At 72.2% G+C, this 17,680-nt stretch carries 19 protein-coding genes; 11 read left to right on the top strand and 8 right to left on the bottom strand.

The features are described 5' to 3' along the window. Positions 1-8 precede the first annotated feature (8 nt). Genes ACH01S_RS21395 through ACH01S_RS21380 form a run of 5 tightly spaced genes read left to right on the top strand, consistent with a single transcriptional unit; the run spans position 9 to position 2,995 of the window. A complete protein-coding gene (locus ACH01S_RS21395; RefSeq protein ID WP_246236557.1) occupies positions 9-407 on the top strand; it encodes a winged helix-turn-helix transcriptional regulator in 399 nt (132 codons plus the stop codon). A gap of 35 nt (positions 408-442) precedes the next feature. Next, the gene (gene sp36 / locus ACH01S_RS43690; RefSeq protein ID WP_131897152.1) at positions 443-601 is read left to right on the top strand and encodes a Sp36 family protein; all 159 of its coding nucleotides are present in this window, start codon (positions 443-445) and stop codon (positions 599-601) included. A gap of 36 nt (positions 602-637) precedes the next feature. Continuing rightward, positions 638-1,099, top strand: a complete 462-nt coding sequence (locus ACH01S_RS21390) for a RidA family protein (protein WP_067893971.1) — start codon at positions 638-640, stop codon at positions 1,097-1,099. Between the two features lie 28 nt (positions 1,100-1,127). Further along, on the top strand, positions 1,128-2,057 hold the full coding sequence (locus ACH01S_RS21385; RefSeq protein ID WP_083980955.1) for an NUDIX hydrolase: 930 nt from the start codon (positions 1,128-1,130) through the stop codon (positions 2,055-2,057). Positions 2,058-2,062: 5 nt separating this feature from the next. Next, complete coding sequence (locus tag ACH01S_RS21380; RefSeq protein ID WP_218010344.1) at positions 2,063-2,995, top strand: MBL fold metallo-hydrolase; 933 nt, start codon at positions 2,063-2,065, stop codon at positions 2,993-2,995. A gap of 98 nt (positions 2,996-3,093) precedes the next feature. On the opposite strand, the gene ACH01S_RS21375 is transcribed toward ACH01S_RS21380, so the two are convergent. After that, positions 3,094-3,780, bottom strand: a complete 687-nt coding sequence (locus tag ACH01S_RS21375; protein WP_067483689.1) for a Crp/Fnr family transcriptional regulator — start codon at positions 3,778-3,780, stop codon at positions 3,094-3,096. Between the two features lie 231 nt (positions 3,781-4,011). Here ACH01S_RS21375 and ACH01S_RS21370 point away from each other — a divergent pair, with 231 nt between their 5' ends. Continuing rightward, complete coding sequence (locus ACH01S_RS21370) at positions 4,012-4,638, top strand: TetR/AcrR family transcriptional regulator (RefSeq protein WP_067893968.1); 627 nt, start codon at positions 4,012-4,014, stop codon at positions 4,636-4,638. A gap of 33 nt (positions 4,639-4,671) precedes the next feature. Here ACH01S_RS21370 and ACH01S_RS21365 read toward each other — a convergent pair whose 3' ends face one another. Both ACH01S_RS21365 and ACH01S_RS45430 read right to left on the bottom strand, forming a co-directional pair. Then, positions 4,672-5,247, bottom strand: a complete 576-nt coding sequence (locus tag ACH01S_RS21365) for a carboxymuconolactone decarboxylase family protein (protein ID WP_067893965.1) — start codon at positions 5,245-5,247, stop codon at positions 4,672-4,674. Then, complete coding sequence (locus ACH01S_RS45430; RefSeq protein ID WP_067893962.1) at positions 5,244-6,128, bottom strand: SDR family NAD(P)-dependent oxidoreductase; 885 nt, start codon at positions 6,126-6,128, stop codon at positions 5,244-5,246. The genes ACH01S_RS21365 and ACH01S_RS45430 overlap by 4 nt, the downstream gene beginning before the upstream one ends. 121 nt (positions 6,129-6,249) lie before the next feature. Between ACH01S_RS45430 and nth the strand changes: the two genes are divergently transcribed. The 3 genes from nth (at position 6,250) to ACH01S_RS21345 (ending at position 9,068) form a co-directional block, all read left to right on the top strand. After that, positions 6,250-6,990, top strand: coding sequence for an endonuclease III (gene nth / locus ACH01S_RS45425; protein ID WP_067893959.1), 741 nt, complete (start codon positions 6,250-6,252; stop codon positions 6,988-6,990). Positions 6,991-7,121: 131 nt separating this feature from the next. After that, positions 7,122-7,682 (top strand): NUDIX hydrolase, encoded by a 561-nt coding sequence (locus tag ACH01S_RS21350; protein WP_246236489.1) that lies wholly within the window; start codon positions 7,122-7,124, stop codon positions 7,680-7,682. A gap of 189 nt (positions 7,683-7,871) precedes the next feature. Beyond that, the gene (locus ACH01S_RS21345; RefSeq protein ID WP_083980953.1) at positions 7,872-9,068 is read left to right on the top strand and encodes a MarP family serine protease; all 1,197 of its coding nucleotides are present in this window, start codon (positions 7,872-7,874) and stop codon (positions 9,066-9,068) included. 12 nt (positions 9,069-9,080) lie between these two features. Here the strand turns inward: ACH01S_RS21345 and ACH01S_RS21340 are convergent, their stop codons facing one another. The 5 genes from ACH01S_RS21340 to acs all read right to left on the bottom strand — a co-directional run bounded on the left by ACH01S_RS21340 (position 9,081) and on the right by acs (position 14,379). After that, the gene (locus tag ACH01S_RS21340; protein ID WP_067893955.1) at positions 9,081-9,533 is read right to left on the bottom strand and encodes a DUF309 domain-containing protein; all 453 of its coding nucleotides are present in this window, start codon (positions 9,531-9,533) and stop codon (positions 9,081-9,083) included. Between the two features lie 34 nt (positions 9,534-9,567). Next, positions 9,568-10,491 carry an alpha/beta fold hydrolase gene (locus tag ACH01S_RS21335; protein ID WP_067893952.1) on the bottom strand — a complete coding sequence of 308 codons (924 nt, stop codon included), beginning with the start codon at positions 10,489-10,491 and terminating at the stop codon, positions 9,568-9,570. 8 nt (positions 10,492-10,499) lie between these two features. Next, positions 10,500-10,934 carry a phage holin family protein gene (locus ACH01S_RS21330; RefSeq protein WP_067893949.1) on the bottom strand — a complete coding sequence of 145 codons (435 nt, stop codon included), beginning with the start codon at positions 10,932-10,934 and terminating at the stop codon, positions 10,500-10,502. 4 nt (positions 10,935-10,938) lie between these two features. Beyond that, on the bottom strand, positions 10,939-12,186 hold the full coding sequence (gene nhaA / locus ACH01S_RS21325; protein WP_218010343.1) for a Na+/H+ antiporter NhaA: 1,248 nt from the start codon (positions 12,184-12,186) through the stop codon (positions 10,939-10,941). A gap of 225 nt (positions 12,187-12,411) precedes the next feature. Further along, positions 12,412-14,379, bottom strand: coding sequence for an acetate--CoA ligase (gene acs / locus ACH01S_RS21320; RefSeq protein ID WP_067893943.1), 1,968 nt, complete (start codon positions 14,377-14,379; stop codon positions 12,412-12,414). Positions 14,380-14,914: 535 nt separating this feature from the next. Between acs and ACH01S_RS21315 the strand changes: the two genes are divergently transcribed. Both ACH01S_RS21315 and ACH01S_RS21310 read left to right on the top strand, forming a co-directional pair. Then, positions 14,915-15,706: a Fic family protein gene (locus ACH01S_RS21315; RefSeq protein WP_067893940.1), complete on the top strand. Its 792-nt coding sequence runs from the start codon at positions 14,915-14,917 to the stop codon at positions 15,704-15,706. 53 nt (positions 15,707-15,759) lie between these two features. Beyond that, entirely contained in the window at positions 15,760-16,380 is a 621-nt protein-coding gene (locus ACH01S_RS21310) for a pentapeptide repeat-containing protein (protein ID WP_067893935.1), read from the top strand. Positions 16,381-17,680 lie beyond the last annotated feature (1,300 nt).

Below are 17,680 nucleotides of genomic sequence, written 5' to 3'. Positions count from 1 at the left end.
TGACGACGATGACGGCGGCGCAGCGGCGCGAGCGGGAGAAGGCGGCGTTCGACGCCTACATGGAGGCGTGCCCGACGCACCAGCTCGTGGGGATCCTCGGCAACAAGTGGAGCACGATGGTCCTCGGCCGCCTGGCGGGCGGCGCCCGCCGGTACGCCGAGCTCGCCCGGACGATGCCGGGCGTCAGCGCGAAGATGCTCACGCAGACGCTCCGCTCCCTGGAGCGGGACGGCCTCGTCTCCCGCGCGGTCACGCCGTCCGTCCCGGTGCAGGTCGAGTACACGCTCACGCCGCTCGGCGAGCGGATCATCCCGCTCGTCACCGCGATGCACGAGTGGGCCGACCGCAACATCGACGAGATCAACGCGTCCCGCGCGCGCTACGACGCGGCGACCGCCGCCCCCTAGGGCCGCGCGGGGGGCGCCTGCCATAAGCTCGCCGCATGACCAAGTGGGAGTACGCGACCGTGCCGCTGCTGGTGCACGCGACCAAGCAGATTCTCGACAACTGGGGACAGGACGGCTGGGAGCTCGTGACCGTCCTGCCGGGCCCGAACCCGGAGAACCTCGTGGCCTACTTCAAGCGCGAGGTCCAGTCGTAACTTCAGGTCGTTGAGCGGCACCGAGGAGGAGTGGTCATGAGCACGCCAGAGGAGCGCCTGCGGGAGCTCGGGATCGAGCTGCCGGACGTCGTCCCGCCGGTCGCGTCGTACGTCCCCACGGCGCGGACGGGCTCGCTCGTCTACACGTCCGGGCAGGTCCCGGTGGTGAAGGGCGAGGTGGGCGTCACCGGGAAGGTCGGCGCCGAGGTGGACGCCGACGAGGCCGCCCGGCAGGCCCGGATCTGCGCGCTGAACGCGATCGCGGCGCTGAAGGCGGAGGTCGGCGAGCTGTCCCGGGTGCGGCGGATCGTCAAGGTCGTCGGGTTCGTCGCCAGCGCGCCGGACTTCTCCGGCCAGCCCCAGGTCGTCAACGGGGCGAGCGACCTGCTGGTCGAGGTGTTCGGGGACGCGGGCAGGCACGCGCGCAGCGCGGTCGGCGTGGCCGCCCTGCCGCTGAACGTGCCCGTCGAGGTCGAGCTGATCGCGGAGGTCGACTGAGCCGCCCGGCCGGGCCGAGCTTGACGGAATGGCGTTCGGTATGTCCGAATGGGCGCGCGATGAGAACCACGAGCCCGCCGGGACGACGGTGACCGGCCTCAAGCTTCCGGCGTCGTTCCGCGCGCGTTTCGAGGACCTGCGGTCCGGCCGCGCCGAGCCCGCTCCGGCGCGGCACGCGGCGACGGTCGTCGTGCTGCGCGACCACGAGCGGCACGGGCTGCAGGCGTTCATGATGCGCCGCGTCCGGTCGATGGTGTTCGCGCCCGGCGCGTACGTGTTCCCGGGCGGCGCGGTCGACCCGCGCGACGGGGACGCGGCGCTCGCCTGGTCGGGCCCGCCGCCCGCCGAGTGGGGGACGGCGTTCGGCGCGGACGAGACGCTGGCCCGCGAACTGGTCTGCGCGGCGGTCCGGGAGACGTTCGAGGAGACGCTCGTCCTGCTCGCCGGGCCGACCGCCGGCACGGTCGTGGACGACACCCGCGGCGACGCGTGGGAGGCCGACCGGCGCGCCCTGCTGGACCGCTCCCTCTCGTTCGGCGAGTTCCTCGACCGGCGCGGGCTCGTCCTGCGCGCGGACCTGCTCCGCCCGTGGGCGCACTGGGTCACGCCCAAGATCGAGCCGAAGCGCTACGACACCCGGTTCTTCGTGGCCGCGATGCCGGACGGCCAGCGCGCGCGGGACGTCAGCACCGAGGCCGACCGGGTGGCGTGGGTGCGCCCGGCGGAGGCGGCCGAGCGCGGCGCGTCCGGGGAGTGGCCGATGCTGCCGCCGACGATCACGACGCTCGCCGAGCTGGCGGCGTTCGGCACGGTCGCTGACGTGCTGGCGGTGCGGCGGGAGATCGCCCCGGTGGAGCCGACGGCGAAGATCATCGACGGCGACGTCTACCTCGTCCTCCCCGAGGACCCGCCCGACGCGCCGTCCGACGAGCCGTCCGAAGACGCCGCCCGGGGGTAGCCGCGATGGGGGCCCGCCGGACTCCGCTGAGCCAGGCCGTGATGTGGCGGCTCGCGGGGACGTCCGTCCTGCGCCGCCTGGACCGGCTGGGCTGGAACCCGGTCGATCACCCCGACCGCGCCTCGGGCAGGATGGGGGATATGACGGAGATCGACGGGATGGGCACCGAACGCGCCACTTGCGTGCTCGCTCAGAACCCGTCCGCCATGACCCTGGACGGCACCAACACCTGGATCATCGCCGAGCCCGGATCCGACGCGGCCGTCGTCGTCGACCCCGGGCCGAAGGACGGCAAGCACCTCAAGCGCGTCCTGCGGACCGTCGAGGAGCAGGGGCGGCGGGTGGGGCTCGTCCTGCTGACGCACGGCCACCCCGACCACTCGGCGGGCGCCGGGAAGTTCGCGGAGCTGGCGGGCGGCTCCGGCAAGGGCGGCTCCGTCAAGGTGCGGGCGCTCGACCCGAGGCACCGGCTCGGCGACGAGGGCCTCGGCGAGGGCGACGTGATCACCACCGGCGGCCTTGAGCTGCGGGTCATGGAGACGCCCGGCCACAGCGACGACTCGCTGACGTTCTGGCTCCCGGCGGACGGCGCCGTGCTGACCGGCGACACGGTCCTCGGGTACGGGACGACCGTCCTGGAAGGGAAGCTGGGCGACTACCTCAGCTCGCTCGACCGGCTCCGGAAGTTCTCCGCGAGCGTCGAGGCGGCGACGATCCTGCCCGGTCACGGTCCCAGGCTGGACGATCCGATCGCCGTCCTGGACCACTACATCGACCACCGCCGCGAGCGGCTCGCCCAGGTCGAGGCGGCCGTGGCGGCGGGCGCGCGGACCGCCCGCGAGGTCGTGGAACGCGTGTACGCGGACGTCGACAAGGCCCTGTGGCCGGCCGCCGAGTGGTCCGTGCAGTCCCAGCTCGACTATCTGAACGAGCGGTGAGCGGGGCGGCCCGCACCACGCCGTGCGGGCCTGTCGGTCAAGGGGTCCTGGTCAAAAGGTCTTCGTCAAGGGGTCGGAGCGTCGGGTCCGGCGGAGGATCACTTGGAGCGCTTGCGGAGGCGCTCGATGTCGAGGATGACGACGGCCCGCGCCTCGATCCGCAGCCAGTTCCGCTGGGCGAAGTCGGCGAGCGCCTTGTTGACCGTCTCCCGGGACGCGCCGACGAGCTGCGCCAGCTCCTCCTGGGTGAGGTCGTGGTGGACGTGCAGCCCCGCCTCCGACGGCTGGCCGAACCGCTCGGCGAGGTCGAGCAGCGCCTTCGCGACGCGCCCGGGGACGTCGGTGAACACGAGGTCGGCCATCACGTCGTTGGTCTTGCGCAACCGCTGCGCCAGCGCCCGCAGCAACTGGACGGCGACCTCGGGGTGCCCGGTCAGCCAGGGCCGCAGGTCGTCGTGGCCGAGCCCGGCGAGGCGGCACTCGGTCACCGCGATGGCGCTCGCGGTGCGCGGCCGCGGGTCGAACAGCGACAGCTCGCCGAACATCTCGCTGGGGCCGAGGACGCTCAGCAGGTTCTCCCGGCCGTCCGGCGCCGTCCGGGTGAGCTTGATCTTGCCTTCGAGGACGACGTACAGCCGGTCGCCGGTCTCGCCCTCGTTGAAGAGCGTCTGCCCGCGGGCGAGGCGCACCTCGGTCACGTTGGCGCGCAGCGCCTTGGCGCCCTGCTCGTCGAGGGCCTCGAAGAGCGGGGCTCTGCTCAGAACGTCCACGTCGCGATCGGTCACGCTTCTCCTCCTCGAACACCCGACATGCCTAGTGTGACGTACGTCCCACCGCGTAAGTGAAGGCAGGGTCACGGCGCGCCGACAACGCGGGACCGGTGCGAACGTCCCGGCCAGGGCCGCCGTGGTCCCGTTCGCCCAGTGTACGGACCATCGGGTGAATGCCGTCACACCGGTCTCTTCACCCGTTACCGGACGATCAGCCGGGTCCGCGGGGTGCCATAGGCTGATCGGATGTCCGAGCCCGCGCCGCGGCGGCTTCCGAGGGGACGGCACGCGCTGTCCCGGTCGGAGGTGGAGCGGGTGCACCGCGACCGCCTCTGCGCGGCGATGGCGGCGGCGATGGCCGAGAAGGGCTTCGTGGGGACGTCCGTCGAGGACGTGCTGAAGCGGGCCCGGGTGTCCAGGCAGAGCTTCTACGGGGTGTTCTCGTCCAAGCTCGACTGCTTCATGGCGGCGTTCGACAGGGCCGCTGAGCTGCTCAGACGCCGTCTCGCTGACGCGGCCGGGGGCGGCGGAGACCCGATGGCGCGGTTCGAGCGGGCGTTCGGCGCCTACCTGGAGGCCCTCGCGTCGGAGCCGGGATACGCGCGGCTGTTCCTGGTCGAGGTGTACGCGGCGGGGCCGGCGGCGGTCCGGCGGCGGTCGGAGATCCAGCACGGCCTGGCGGAGGACCTCGCGGCGCTGATGGGGGTGACCGGCGAGGCGTCCCGGTTCGCCTGCGAGATCGTCACGTCGGCGGTCGGCGCGATGGTGACGCCCGCGGTCGCGGCGGGCGACATGGACGCGGTGCGGGCGGTCGGGCCGCCGGTCGTCGAGCACGTCCGGCTGCTGCTTCGCTCGGGCGTCCTGGACGTCTAGCGCGTGTGGTGATCCTCACTCTGAATTCCCTGGTCAGCGCCCTCTTACTCGCCCTGGCCGGTCCGGCCGGTCCGGCTGCACGCGCAGCGCCGTGATCACCGTGGCGAGCATCTCGTAGTGCCCGGCGAGCACGGCCAGCTCGACGCACTCGTCCTCGGACAGGTGGGCGCGGAGCCGTGCCCAGGTGCCGTCGGCCAGGTCGCGGTCGGCGTGGAGTTCATCGACGGCGGCGAGGACCGCCTGCTCGCGCGGGGTCCAGCCGGCGGCGCGCGGGCCTTCCCTGAGGCGCTCGACGTCCCGTTCGCGGACGCCCGCGCGGCGCCCGAGGCGGACGTGGTGGTCGAACTCGTAGCGGCATCCGCGCAGGTGGGCGACGCGCAGGATCACCAGCTCGGTCTCCCGGCGGGGCAGCGCGCCGCCGGGCATGAGGCGTCCGGCGAACCAGAGCCAGCCGCGGAACAGGCCCCGGCGGCGGGCGAGGGTGCGGAACAGGTTGGGCGGGTTCGTCCCGGCGGCCCGTCCGGCGACCCGGCAGACCAGCCAGTTCACCGTCCCGACCTCGCGGAGGCCGCCGGGGGCCACCCGCGGGACGCCGGGCGCCGCCGTCACAGGTGAGACTCCGGTTGCGGCGTGGTCAGCTCGACCTGCTCCGCGCGGGCGATCTCCAGGATTCGGCGCAGATCGCGCTGGACGGCGCGGTCGACGACCGGCTGCGCGACCATCCGGAACGGCAGCACCGCGCCGACCCACCACGGCGCGACGACGCGCTTGGCGCGCCGGGCGATGCCGCGTTCCAGCGCGTCGATGCCGACGTCCAGGGGCGTGACCGCCGAGACGAGCCCGCTGAGGCGCCGGGCCCCGGTCAGCGCGGACGCGGCCTCCGTCCCGAACCCGCGCCGCGTCATGTCCGTGTCGAGCTCGGCGAAGTAGGCGACGCCCGCCCTGGCCCCGTAGGGGCGCAGCTCGGCCCGCAGCGTGTTGCCCAGCGCCTCCACCGCCGCCTTGGACGCGCTGTAGGCCCCGAGCAGCGGAGCGTGGACGGCGGCGGCCAGCGACGCCACGGCCAGCGCGTATCCCCGTTCGTGGGCGATGTGCGGCCCGGCCGCGCGCAGCGTGTTGTGGACGCCGAGCACGTTCACCCGGAGGCTCTGCTCCAGCACGGACGGGTCGCCCCCGACGACCGGCATCTGCGCCGCCACGCCCGCGTTCGCGACGACGACGTCCAGGCCGCCGCCCAGCGCCGCGGCCGCCGACCCGGCGACCTCGGCGACGCCGTCCCGGTCGGTGACGTCGCACGTCCACCACGGGGCGGACCCGCAGCGCGCCGCGACCGACGCCAGCAGCTCCGGCTCCAGGCCGGTGAGCGCCACGCGGGCGCCGCGCCCGTGCAGCCGGACGGCGAGGGCCGCGCCGATACCGCGCGCCGCGCCCGTGATCAGCACGCGGCGGCCCGCCAGCGTCGCCGTCCAGCGGGACGAGTCCAGGATCATGCGCGCGACCCTAACACAAACAAACACCATCGTCTTTTTAAGCGTCGGCCGCCGCCGTGCCGGGACGCGGACCGGCGAGCGCGGCCGTCGGCGGGCGGGGCGAGGCTTTAGGCTGGCCGTCATGGTGACGGAGGCGTCCAAGAAGGCGCGGGCGGGGAAGTGGAAGAACGAGTCCCGGCTCGCGCTCGTGCGGCGGGCCCGCCGGATCGACCGGATCCTCGCCGAGACCTATCCCGACGCGCACTGCGAGCTGAACTTCGCGACCCCGTTCCAGCTCCTCGTCGCGACCGTGCTGTCCGCGCAGACGACCGACATGCGGGTGAACCTGACCACCCCCGCGCTGTTCGCCAAGTACCCGACCCCGGAGGACCTCGCCGCCGCCGACCCCGAGGACGTCGAGGCGATCCTGAAGCCCACCGGGTTCTTCCGCGCCAAGACGAAGTCGGTCATGGGGCTGTCCGTCGCGCTGCGCGACCGGTTCGGCGGTGAGGTCCCAGGGAAACTGGAAGACCTCGTCACCCTCCCCGGGGTCGGGCGTAAGACGGCCAACGTCGTGCTGGGGAACGCGTTCGACGTCCCCGGAATCACCGTCGACACCCACTTCGGCCGCCTCGCCCGCCGTTTCGGATGGACGACCGAGGACGACCCCGTGAAGGTCGAACAGGAGATCGGCGAACTCATCCCGCGCAAAGACTGGACGATGCTCTCCCACAGGCTGATCTGGCACGGACGCCGGATCTGCCATGCGCGCCGTCCCGCCTGTGGGGCGTGCCCGGTCGCGCGGCTCTGCCCGTCCTTCGGCGAGGGCCCGACCGACGAGGAGACGGCGCGGAAGCTCGTCAAGCCGGGGCCCTTCTCATGACCCGCGTACGCGGCGGAGGGAAGGAACGAGAGCGTTCCAGAGTTGGGACGGACGTGACCCACACCGCCCCCAGTCCTCCCCAGTGGCTCGAACGGTTCCGAGCCGAAGGCCCCCGGGTGCCGGTGCCGCCGATGTTCCGGCCCGTCGACGGCGCCCGCGCCGCCGCCGTCCTGATCCTCTTCGGCGAGGGCCCGGACGGCCCCGACGTGCTGCTCACCGAGCGCGCCGCGACCCTCAACAAGCACGCCGGGCAGCCCGCGTTCCCCGGCGGCCGGATCGACCCCGAGGACGACGGCCCGGTCGCGGCGGCGCTGCGCGAGGCGTGGGAGGAGGCGGGCGTCGAACCGTCCGGCGTGGACGTCCTGTGCACGCTGCCGGAGCTGTACCTGCGGCACAGCGAGCACCGCGTCACGCCCGTCGCCGGATGGTGGCGGGAGCCGTCGGAGATCGCGCCCGGGCATCCGGGGGAGGTCGCGATGGTCGCGCGCGTCCCGATCGGGGAGCTGGTCGATCCGGCGAACCGGCTGATGGTCCGGCACCCGTCCGGGCTCCGGCTCGGGCCCGCGTTCCGCGTCCGCGACATGCTCGTGTGGGGGTTCACGGCGGCGCTGCTGACCACGGTGCTGGACGCGGGCGGCTGGAACCGCCCCTGGGACCAGGACCGCGTCGAAGACCTGCCGCCGGAGCGCTGACGCGGGCGAACCTCCCTCAAAACCCGCCCCCGGCCGACCGGGGGCGGTGCCTTCGCAGGTCAGCCCGCCATTGTCCGCGAGGACGGCCGCGCGGGGGCCCGCGCGTCATCCTCGACGGCTACCCATCGCACCCGAATCTGGTACAGAGAGGGGACGTTAAGCGGGCGCGCGGCACTATACGGTGAAGCGGTGCTGCACGACCACGTTCTCGACCTGATCCTCCTCGTGCTCGTCGTGCTGTTCGGGGTCTCGGGCTACCGGCAGGGCTTCATCGTGAGCCTGCTCAGCTTCGTCGGCTTCGTCGGCGGCGGCGTCGCGGGGGTGCTGATCGCGCCGCCGATCGCCGAGGCCGTGGTGGACGGCGCCGCGCAGCAGGCCCTCCTCGCCATCGTGATCGCGTTCCTCACCGCCACCCTCGGCCAACTCGTCGCCTCCTCCCTCGGCGCGGTGCTGCGCAACCGGGTGACCGGCATGAACGCCCGCAACGCCGACGCGGTCGGCGGCACCTTCGTCAGCGCGATGTCGCTGCTGGTCGTCGCCTGGTTCTTCGGGAACCTGGTCGCGAACTCCGAGTTCCAGCCCGTCCGCACGCAGGTCAAGGGCTCCTCGATCATCGGCGGCATCAACGACGTGATGCCGCCGCAGGCGCAGACGTGGTTCACCTCGTTCCAGGGGTTCGTGAAGAGCAGCGAGTTTCCGCAGGTCTTCAACGGGCTCGGCGGCGAGTCGGTGGTGCAGGTCCCGCCGCCGGACGAGTCCGTGCTGAACACCCGGGGGCTGCGCGCCGCCAAGGCCAGCATCGTCAAGATCGTCAGCACCGCGCCGGAGTGCCAGCGGCACATCGAGGGCACCGGGTTCATGTTCGCGCCGGACCGCATCATGACGAACGCGCACGTCGTCGCCGGGGTGCGCGGGGCGTCGATGGTCACGTCCGCGAAGGGGCGGACCGCGCGGGGACGGGTCGTCCTCTACGACCCGAAGCGCGACGTCGCCGTGCTGTACGCGCCCGGCCTGGACGTGCCGCCGCTGAAGTTCGCCGGGGAGGCCCGCGTCCGGGACAGCGCGATCATCGCCGGGTTCCCGCGCAACCAGCCGTTCACCCCCGAGGCCGCCCGGATCCGCGCCCGGCAGACGGCCCGCGGCCCGGACATCTACCACTCCGGCCAGGTCAGCCGCGAGATCTACGCCATCCGCGGCAAGGTCGAGCCGGGCAACTCGGGCGGGCCGCTGCTGTCCACCGACGGCCGCGTCTACGGGGTCATCTTCGCCGCCGCGCTCGACTCGCCGTCCACCGGCTACGCGCTGACGGCGGCGGAGGTCGCCCCGGACATGCGCGCGGGCATGAACGCGACGACGGCCGTGTCGACGCAGAAGTGCTCCGACTGAGACGAGACTGGGCTAGGGCTTGGTCAGGCGGAGTTCGACGGGGCCGTCGTGGGGGTTCGCGGCAAGTTCGCGGGCGTGCCGCACGATTTCCTGGACGTCGATGCCGTGCGGCGGAGCGTCCTCGTAGGGGACGAGCCGTTCCGCCGCCCTGGTGAGGAGCGCTTCGGCGCCTCGGGCGTTCCCACGGCGCAGATGGGTCAGCCCCACGGCGACCTGGGCGAGACCCCTCCACAGCTCCCGTTCGCCCTCCGGGGACGCCTTCCAGACCGCTTCCAGCACTTCGTGCGCGTGGAACGGACGGTCGGCGTCCAAGAGGGCTTGGGCTTCGGCCAAGGCTTCCTCTGGGGGGAGGTCGATGTCGTCCGGCATGGTCGGTATCCCGGTCGCGCCGTGTGGAAGCGGACGGCCGTAGGCGTCGCGCGGCCGTGCGTTGCGTGGGCGTCCAGACTCGTCCCGGTCCCGCATGCCTCCACGGTACGCCCGGGATTCCCGCCCGCGATCAGCGCTCCGGCTCCGGGTCGGTGAGCCAGCCGAGGAGTTGCGCGTCGAACACGTCCGGACGTTCCTGGTGCGGGAAATGCCCCGCCCCGTCGATCAGCTTCCAGCGGTAGGGGGCGCTCACGTAGCGGCCCGAGCCCTGCGCGCTGCCGGGGAGGGTGCAGGTGTCGAGCGCGCCGTGCAACTGGAGCGTCGGCACCCTGATGGGCGCCCGCATGCGGTGCGCGTAGCGGATGCCGTCCGGACGGGCCTGCGACCTGATCAGCCAGCGGTGGTATTCGAGCGCGCTGTGCGCCGCCCCCGGGATCTGCACCGCCCGGCGGACGAGCCGCTCCGTCCGCTCGTCCGGCCAGCCCGGCGCCGACCATTCGTGCAGGAGCCTCCCGGCGAGCGCGGCGTCGTCGCGGACGAGCCGCCGCTCCGGCCACATCGGCACCTGGAACCCGAACGTGTGCCGCGCCGCCCAGCCCTGCCCGCGCGGGTCGCCCGCGACGGCCTGCCGCAGCCGCAGCGGGTGCGGCGCGCTCACGACCGCGAGCCGCTGGACGACCTTCGGGTGGTAGACGGCCATCGTCCAGGCGAGCAGCCCGCCCCAGTCGTGCCCGGCGACGATCGCGTTGGCCTCGCCGAGCGCCCGGACGAGCCCGGCCGCGTCCCCGGCGAGGGTGATCAGGTCGTAGCCGCGCGGCGGCTTGTCGCTGCCGCCGTAGCCGCGCAGGTCGACGGCGGCGGCGCGGTAGCCCGCCGCGGGCAGCGACACGAGCTGGTTGTGCCACGACCACCAGAACTCGGGGAAGCCGTGCAGCAGCAGCACGAGCGGGCCCTCCCCGGCCTCGGCGACGTGGAACCGCGTCCCGCCCGCGCTGACCTGGCGGTGGGTCCACGGTCCGTCCACCTCGACGAGGGACGCGTCGTGCCCGGACATGCCGCCGGTCAGCCCGTCAGCTCGGGGGCGCCCGGCTCGCCGCGGTGGCGGAGCGCGGACAGGTCGTCCTTCAGCGTCCGCCGGGTCCGCTTCGCCCCGTCGATCTTGCGGATCCGGCGGTAGCCGATGAAGATCAGCAGGGCGGCGAGCAGCAGGTACGCGCCGGCCACGATGAGGAACGCGGCCCAGTGCCAGATGCCGAGCGCGACCAGCCCGTACGCGAGGGAGATCGACAGCAGGATGACGATCAGCCCGCCGATCAGCGCGGCGATCGTGAACATCACGCCGCCGAGCGCCGCCTTCTTGGCGTCGGCCTTGAGCTCCAGCTTGGCCAGGTCCATCTCCGCCCTGACGAGGTTGGAGATGTTGCTGGACGCCAGCGCGACCAGCTCGCCGATGGACCGGTCGTCCCCGGCGCCCTCGCCCGGCAGTTGCTCGGACATATCGCTAACTCTCCTTCAGTCCGGACGCGCGCAGACGCGTCCTTCTCCGGAAGACGACGGCGGCGGCCGCCGAGGCGAGAACGCTCGCGATCAGGACCGCAGTCGTCACTCTCTCGAATTGTGACGGGTCGGTATAGGCCAAACCGCCGATCAGCAGCGAAACGGTGAAACCCACCCCGGCCAGCAGCGCGACGCCCGCGATCTCCTGCCAGTGCAGATCCTCCCCCAGGGTCGCGAGGCCCATCCGGACGGCCGTCCAGGCGCCGCCGAGGACCCCCACGAACTTACCGATCACCAGCCCGGCGATCACGCCGAGGGCCACCCGATCGCCGAGCACGCCCCCGAGCTGGGACGCGCCGAGCCCGACGCCCGCCGACAGGAACGCGAAGACCGGCACCGCCACGCCCGCGGAGAACGGCCGCAGGGCGTGGTCGGCGCGTTCGGCGTTGGTCGGACGCTCGTCCGGGGTCTCCTTGGAACTGGTGAGCATTCCCAGCGCGACCCCTGCGACGGTCGCGTGGATGCCGCTTCGCTGGAGGAAGTACCAGGCGAGAACCGCGATCGGTACATAAATCCAGGGCGACCTCACGTCCTTGTACTGGAGCCACCCGTAAACGGCTATCAGCCCCACCGCCAGGATGAGCGGCAGCCAGGTGAGCCCGGTCGTGTAGAAGAGCGCGATGATGGTGATGGCGATGAGGTCGTCCACCACGGCGAGGGTCAGCAGGAACGCGCGCAGCGGGGCCGGGCACGAGGTGAACGTCACGGCGAGGACGGCCAGGGCGAACGCGATGTCCGTCGCCGTCGGCACCGCCCAGCCGCGCGCCGCGCCCGGCTCGCCCGCGCTCACCGCGAGGAAGATCAGCGCCGGGACCGCGACCCCGGCGGCGGCCGCGATCACGGGCAGCGCCGCGTCCCTCGGGTCGCGCAACTCGCCGTGCGTCAGCTCCTCGCGCAGTTCCAGACCGGCGATGAAGAAGAACACCGCGAGCAGGCCGCTGGACGCCCAGTGCTGGACGTCCATGTGCCCGAGGCCGAGCCAGGCTGGGCTGATCTCGTATTTCTGGAGGTCTTTGTAGGCGTCCGCCCAGGGCGTGTTGGCCCATACGAGGGCGGCCACCGCCGCGAGCAGCATGATGATCCCGCCGATGGTCTCGGTGCGCAGGGCCGAGGCGACCTGCGTCCCGTACCGGACGGTCGGACGGAAGGGCCACGTCGCGGCGACGCGGCGCCGCACAGGTGGGCGCGCCATGCAGACAAACCCCCGGAAGGCCGTGGACGGCCTGGTCGAAGCCCGCCCGCCGCGGAGAGCGGGCGGTCGCTTGCCGACCAGACTTCCCGGCGCACCTCCTCCGACCTTACCCAACGCGCGGGAACGGCGCGGCCCGCGCCCGGCGGGGTGCGCCGGGCGCGGGCCGATGTGTGTCCGCCTCTGGGAGCCGTGGCTGGGGGCCAGGGCCGGGGGCGGGGCGGGGTGTCAGTCCTCGGGCTTGGCGCTCGGGAGCTTCTCCGAGATCAGGTCCATCACCGTGCTGTCGGCCAGCGTGGTGACGTCGCCGATGCTGCGGTTCTCCGCCACGTCCCGCAGCAGCCGCCGCATGATCTTGCCGGAGCGGGTCTTCGGCAGCTCCGGGACGATCATGATCTGCCGGGGCTTGGCGATCGGGCCGAGCGTCTTCGAGACGTGGTCGCGCAGTTCGCGCAGGAACTCCTCGCCCTCGACGTCGCCACCCGCGTCCCCGCGCGGGATCACGAACGCGACGATCGCCTGCCCGGTCACCGGGTCGGTCGCGCCGACGACCGCCGACTCGGCGACCTTCGGGTGCGCGACCAGCGCCGACTCGACCTCCGTCGTGGAGATGTTGTGGCCGGACACGAGCATGACGTCGTCCACGCGGCCGAGGAGCCACATGTCGCCGTCCTCGTCCCGCTTGGCGCCGTCGCCCGCGAAGTACAGGCCCTCGAAGCGCGACCAGTACGTCTTGACGTACCGCTCGTCGTCGCCCCAGATCGTGCGGAGCATGCTCGGCCACGGCTCCCTGACCACCATGAACCCGCCGCCGCCGTTCGGGACGGACCGGCCCTGGTCGTCCACGACGTCCGCCGCGATGCCCGGCAGCGGGCGCATCGCCGCGCCCGGTTTCCCGGCCGTCACGCCCGGCAGCGGGCTGATCATGATCGCGCCGGTCTCGGTCTGCCACCAGGTGTCGACCACGGGGGTCCGGTCGCCGCCGATGTGCTTGCGGTACCAGACGTAGGCCTCCGGGTTGATCGGCTCGCCGACCGACCCGAGCACGCGCAGGGACGACAGGTCGTACTGGGCGGGGATGTCGTCGCCCCACTTCATGAACGTCCGGATCGCGGTGGGCGCGGTGTAGAAGATGCTCACCTTGTACTTCTGGATGACGTCCCACCAGCGCCCCTTGTTGGGGGTGTCGGGGGTGCCCTCGTAGATGACGCTGGTCGCGCCGTTGGCGAGCGGCCCGTACACGATGTAGGAGTGGCCCGTCACCCAGCCGATGTCGGCGGAGCACCAGTAGACGTCCGTCTCGGGCTTCAGGTCGAACACGGCCCAGTGCGTGTACGCGCACTGGGTCAGGTAGCCGCCGGTGGTGTGCAGGATGCCCTTCGGCTTACCCGTCGTCCCGGACGTGTACAGGATGTACAGCGGGTGCTCGGAGTCCATGGGCTCGGCGGTGTGCTGGTCGCTCTGCCTGTCGACGACGTCGTGCCACCACAGGTCGCGTTCGTTCTCGGCGACCTGCTCCCCAGTGCGGCGTACGACGAGGACGTGCTCGATGGTCGGGGTCTGCGCGACGGCCTCGTCCACGATGCTCTTGAGGTCGGACGGCTTGCCGCGCCGGAACCCGCCGTCCGAGGTGATGACGAGCTTGGCCTGCGCGTCGTCGATGCGGGTGCGCAGGGCCTCCGCGGAGAAGCCGCCGAACACGACCGAGTGGGTCGCGCCGATGCGCGCGCACGCCAGCATCGAGATCGGCAGTTCCGGAATCATCGGCAGGTAGATCGCCACCCGGTCGCCCTTGCGGACACCCAGTTCCAGCAGCGCGTTCGCAGCCTTGTTCACCTCGTGCTGGAGGTCGGAGTAGGTGAGCGTACGGGAGTCGCCCGGCTCACCCTCCCAATGGAACGCGACCTTGTCCCCGCGTCCTGCCTCGACGTGCCGGTCGACGCAGTTGTAGGCGACGTTCAGCTCCCCGCCCACGAACCATTTGGCGAACGGCGGATTGCTCCAGTCCAGGACGTCGTCCCACCGCTTGGACCAGGAGAGCCGATCCGCCTGCTCCGCCCAGAAGGCGAGACTGTCCGCGGCCGCCTGCTCGTACGCCTCGGCCTTGACGTTGGCCGACTCGGCGATCTGCGCGGGCGGGGGGAAGCGGCGCGTCTCCTGCAGAAGGTTCGACAGTGTCTCTTGGCTCTGGCTCAACGCTCACTCCTTGCTAGCTGAAGCGTGGGGTCGCCCGGTATCCCCACTCCACCAGGAACGTCCCGGTCACCACAAGGCCGTGGCCTGGGGGTGTCGTGGATGACGAACGCGGACCGGCGCTCACGGCTCGGGATGGTGTTGTGTGATGTTCCCGACACGGCGGATCGTGGTGCCCCGCCGCGGGGGGACCGCTTCCGTTCTACGTGCCCGGAGGGTCTCGCGTCTATGCGAACGGTGCCTCCGGTTAGCGCGGCGCGGGAGATGCGTCCGGGCACGTGGGGACCTGTCCGCATGGCGCGCGGGCGCTGCGGGGTGGCGTGGGGGCCGTCCGGGGTGCTGTGGGGCGGCGTCTGGGATGGCGCGGGGGCCGTTCGGGATGGCGTGGGGCGCTGTGCAGATGGTGTGGGGCCGCGTCTGGGATGGTGTGGGGCGCTGTGCGGACGGCGTGTGGCGGCGTCCGGGGTGGTGTGGGGTGTCGTGCGGGTGGCGTGGGGTGCTGTCCGGGTCGAGGGGGCGTAGCGCATAAGGTCGGGCCGTGACCGATCCCCTTGCCGATGTGGCGAACCTGCCCGGAGTGCCCGGCGCCGTGGACGAGGCACGCTCCGCGGTGGACCGGCTGCTCGGCCACCGCGTCCTGCGGCGGCGCAGCGCGGAGGTGTCGACGGAGTCGGCTCTGCGCGGGGCCCGGGCCTCGGCCGTCCTCGAAGGGGCCGCCGTCACTCTGGACGAGCTGCGCACCACGGAGAACCCCGCCGATCCCGTCGTCCAGGGTTCTTTGCGTGTCTCCGCCGAGTTGGGGACGCTGACGGAGACCTGGCGCAGGGCTCCCCGGCAGGCTCTCGCGCGGATGCACGTCCTCGCTGCGGCGGACGCGGTCGACGCCGCCTCCCTAGGACGTCCGCGCCTGGACGACGGTCCTGTGAAGGACGAGCTGGGCCTTGGCGAGCCGCCGTCGCCGTCCGAGGTGGCGGCACGCCTGGACGCCCTCAGCGGGCTCCTCACCGGCACGACGAAAGCGCCCGCGCTGGTGGTCGCGGCCATCGTGCACGGCGAGCTGCTGACGCTGCGTCCGTTCGGATGGGGGGACGGGCTCGTCGCCCGTGCCGCCCAGCGCCTCACCCTTGTCGCTCGTGGACTCGACCCCAAATCACTGGTCGCGCCAGAGGTCGGGCACCTGGAACTCGCCGACGGCTACGCCGAAGCCCTCCGCGCCTACGCCGGGGGTACCTCGGAGGGCGTCGCGCAGTGGATCGCGCACTGCTCCGCGGCCGTGGCCGCCGCCGCTCGCGACTCGCAGGCGATCTGCGAAGCCTTCATGCGCGGCTGAGCCCTGTCGGGGCCTGTCGGGGTTTTGTCGGTGGCGTGGGCCATGCTGGGGGAATGGCCGATCGCATGCACGGACGTCCCGCCGCGCCCACGGAGACGACCATCTCGTCCGCAGACTGGGATTCGCGTGATCTGACGGGCGAGAACCACGAAGCCGTCCTGTTCGTGGACGTCGACATGACCGAGGCCCATGGCGTCGGCGCGGTCTTCACCGACTGCACGTTCCGCGGGGCGCGGTTCAACGCGTCCACCCACACCGATGCCGCGTTCGTGAACTGTACGTTCGTCGCCTGCGGCTTCTTCGACGCGACCTTCAGCGGATGCAAGCTGCTTGGCAGCATGTTCGACCGCTGTACGTTCGACCTCTTGAAGGTCAAGGGCGGCGATTGGTCGTTCACCGGCCTGCCGGGCGCCGACCTGCGCCGGGCCTCGTTCACGGATCTGCGCATGCGCGAGGCGGATCTCACGGGCGCGCGCTGCGACGGGGCCGAGATCCGCTCCGTCGACCTGTCGGGTGCGTCACTTCACAAGGCCGACTTTTCGGGCTGCGATCTACGCGGAAGCGACATCTCGTCGATGGATCCGCGCACCGTGGAACTGCGGCGCGCCGTGATCGATCCGTTTCAGGCGGTCGTCCTCGCGTCCGCTCTGGGACTGGACGTGCGCGACCGGTAACCGATCTTTCGTCCGGAGCAAAGCCGCCTGTCAAGCCGAAGGTGGATCCGCCGCGCGAAAACCCGGGGGCGTTCGGTGCGGCACAAAGCGAACGGCGCCCCACTCCGGGACGCCGCCGCCAGCCACGTCACACCGGGTTACCAAGCGTGCACCTCGTATCCGTCGGATCGGGTCAAGCCCGTCTCGACGCGCCTCCCGCGGCTGGTCGCGCGTGGGTGCCCGGCTGCCGTGCTCGGACACGTGGTCCGTATGACCTTCCTACGCCTTATTTGCCCAGTTGACAAGGCCCTGTCCGGAAAGCGGGCCTGGTCGGCGAGTGCCGCGGCGCAGGGGGCGCGGGTGTCCAATGTGGCCAACGCGGGATGGATTACGCCATTCCGGACTAACCGGAACCCGGGCAATGGTCACAAAAATGATCACGCACCGTGATCGTTTCCTTTTGCGCGGACCGATCCCGGTGCCCGGGGTAGGAAAGATCTTTAGTTCTCCTGTACGCTCGCATGCCCGTGCCGATGCACGTACTGTGCATGGGATCGCGGCGTCCTGTCGGGTAGCGGGACGGCAACTTGCGGCACCGATCCAGTACGTGTTGAGGGGATCGTCCCAACCAGGTGAGAAAAATCGTCACCTGCTAGGCGAGTTTGCGACTCGACGGAACTCTCAACGATCGGGCAGCATATGTTGTATCTGCTTAGACTGGAGTCAGTGAGTTTGCCTCTGCTATAGAGCGAACTTGCGTCGGCTTAGCCGAACTCCCCGAGTCTTTCTTGGGAAAGCGGCCCGGCTCTACCCCCCCGGAGCCGGACCGCATGGCGACCCCCGCTCTCCCCCCCGGCGGGGGTCGCCCATTCGTGGGACGCGGGGCGGCGGCGCAAACCTCTCCGGCGCCACCGCCCCGCCGTCTCCCACCCACCCCCCGCGAATTCCCCCGCAGCCCCCCGGGCAGCCACCACCGTCTCCCCATAGCCGTCGCGACCACACATCGCCACTGACCTCCCGCGGCCGTCCGCACCGGTGGCCCGCGCGCGAGTCGTCCGCAGCGGTGGTCCGCGTGGGTCGTCCGTGCTGGTTGTCCGCGCGGGTGGTCCGCGCGGGTTGTCCGCGGGGGTTGTCCGTGCCGGTAGTGCGCGCCGGTGGTCTGTGCCGGTCGCGTCCGCACCGGTCGTCCGCACCGGTCGTGCGTGCCGGTGGTCCGCGCGGGTGGTCCGCGCGGGTCGTGGGCACCGGGGGTCCACGCCGGTCGTACGCGCCGGTCGCGCGTGCCGGTGGTCCGCGCCGATCAGTCGAGCTGGTCGGTTGC

Source organism: Actinomadura chibensis NBRC 106107 (assembly GCF_001552135.1).
Classification (GTDB): domain Bacteria; phylum Actinomycetota; class Actinomycetes; order Streptosporangiales; family Streptosporangiaceae; genus Spirillospora; species Spirillospora chibensis.
This window is presented reverse-complemented; position numbering and strand designations above follow the sequence as displayed.

Bases quoted from the DNA above. Each gene is read 5' to 3' on its own strand.
- ACH01S_RS21395 (WP_246236557.1), top strand. From the start codon at position 9: ATGACGGCGGCGCAGCGGCGCGAGCGGGAGAAGGCGGCGTTCGACGCC.
- sp36 (WP_131897152.1), top strand. From the start codon at position 443: ATGACCAAGTGGGAGTACGCGACCGTGCCGCTGCTGGTGCACGCGACC.
- ACH01S_RS21390 (WP_067893971.1), top strand. From the start codon at position 638: ATGAGCACGCCAGAGGAGCGCCTGCGGGAGCTCGGGATCGAGCTGCCG.
- ACH01S_RS21385 (WP_083980955.1), top strand. From the start codon at position 1,128: ATGGCGTTCGGTATGTCCGAATGGGCGCGCGATGAGAACCACGAGCCC.
- ACH01S_RS21380 (WP_218010344.1), top strand. From the start codon at position 2,063: ATGGGGGCCCGCCGGACTCCGCTGAGCCAGGCCGTGATGTGGCGGCTC.
- ACH01S_RS21370 (WP_067893968.1), top strand. From the start codon at position 4,012: ATGTCCGAGCCCGCGCCGCGGCGGCTTCCGAGGGGACGGCACGCGCTG.
- ACH01S_RS45430 (WP_067893962.1), bottom strand. From the start codon at position 6,128: ATGATCCTGGACTCGTCCCGCTGGACGGCGACGCTGGCGGGCCGCCGC.
- nth (WP_067893959.1), top strand. From the start codon at position 6,250: ATGGTGACGGAGGCGTCCAAGAAGGCGCGGGCGGGGAAGTGGAAGAAC.
- ACH01S_RS21350 (WP_246236489.1), top strand. From the start codon at position 7,122: ATGTTCCGGCCCGTCGACGGCGCCCGCGCCGCCGCCGTCCTGATCCTC.
- ACH01S_RS21340 (WP_067893955.1), bottom strand. From the start codon at position 9,533: ATGCGGGACCGGGACGAGTCTGGACGCCCACGCAACGCACGGCCGCGC.
- ACH01S_RS21335 (WP_067893952.1), bottom strand. From the start codon at position 10,491: ATGTCCGGGCACGACGCGTCCCTCGTCGAGGTGGACGGACCGTGGACC.
- ACH01S_RS21330 (WP_067893949.1), bottom strand. From the start codon at position 10,934: ATGTCCGAGCAACTGCCGGGCGAGGGCGCCGGGGACGACCGGTCCATC.
- nhaA (WP_218010343.1), bottom strand. From the start codon at position 12,186: ATGGCGCGCCCACCTGTGCGGCGCCGCGTCGCCGCGACGTGGCCCTTC.
- ACH01S_RS21310 (WP_067893935.1), top strand. From the start codon at position 15,760: ATGGCCGATCGCATGCACGGACGTCCCGCCGCGCCCACGGAGACGACC.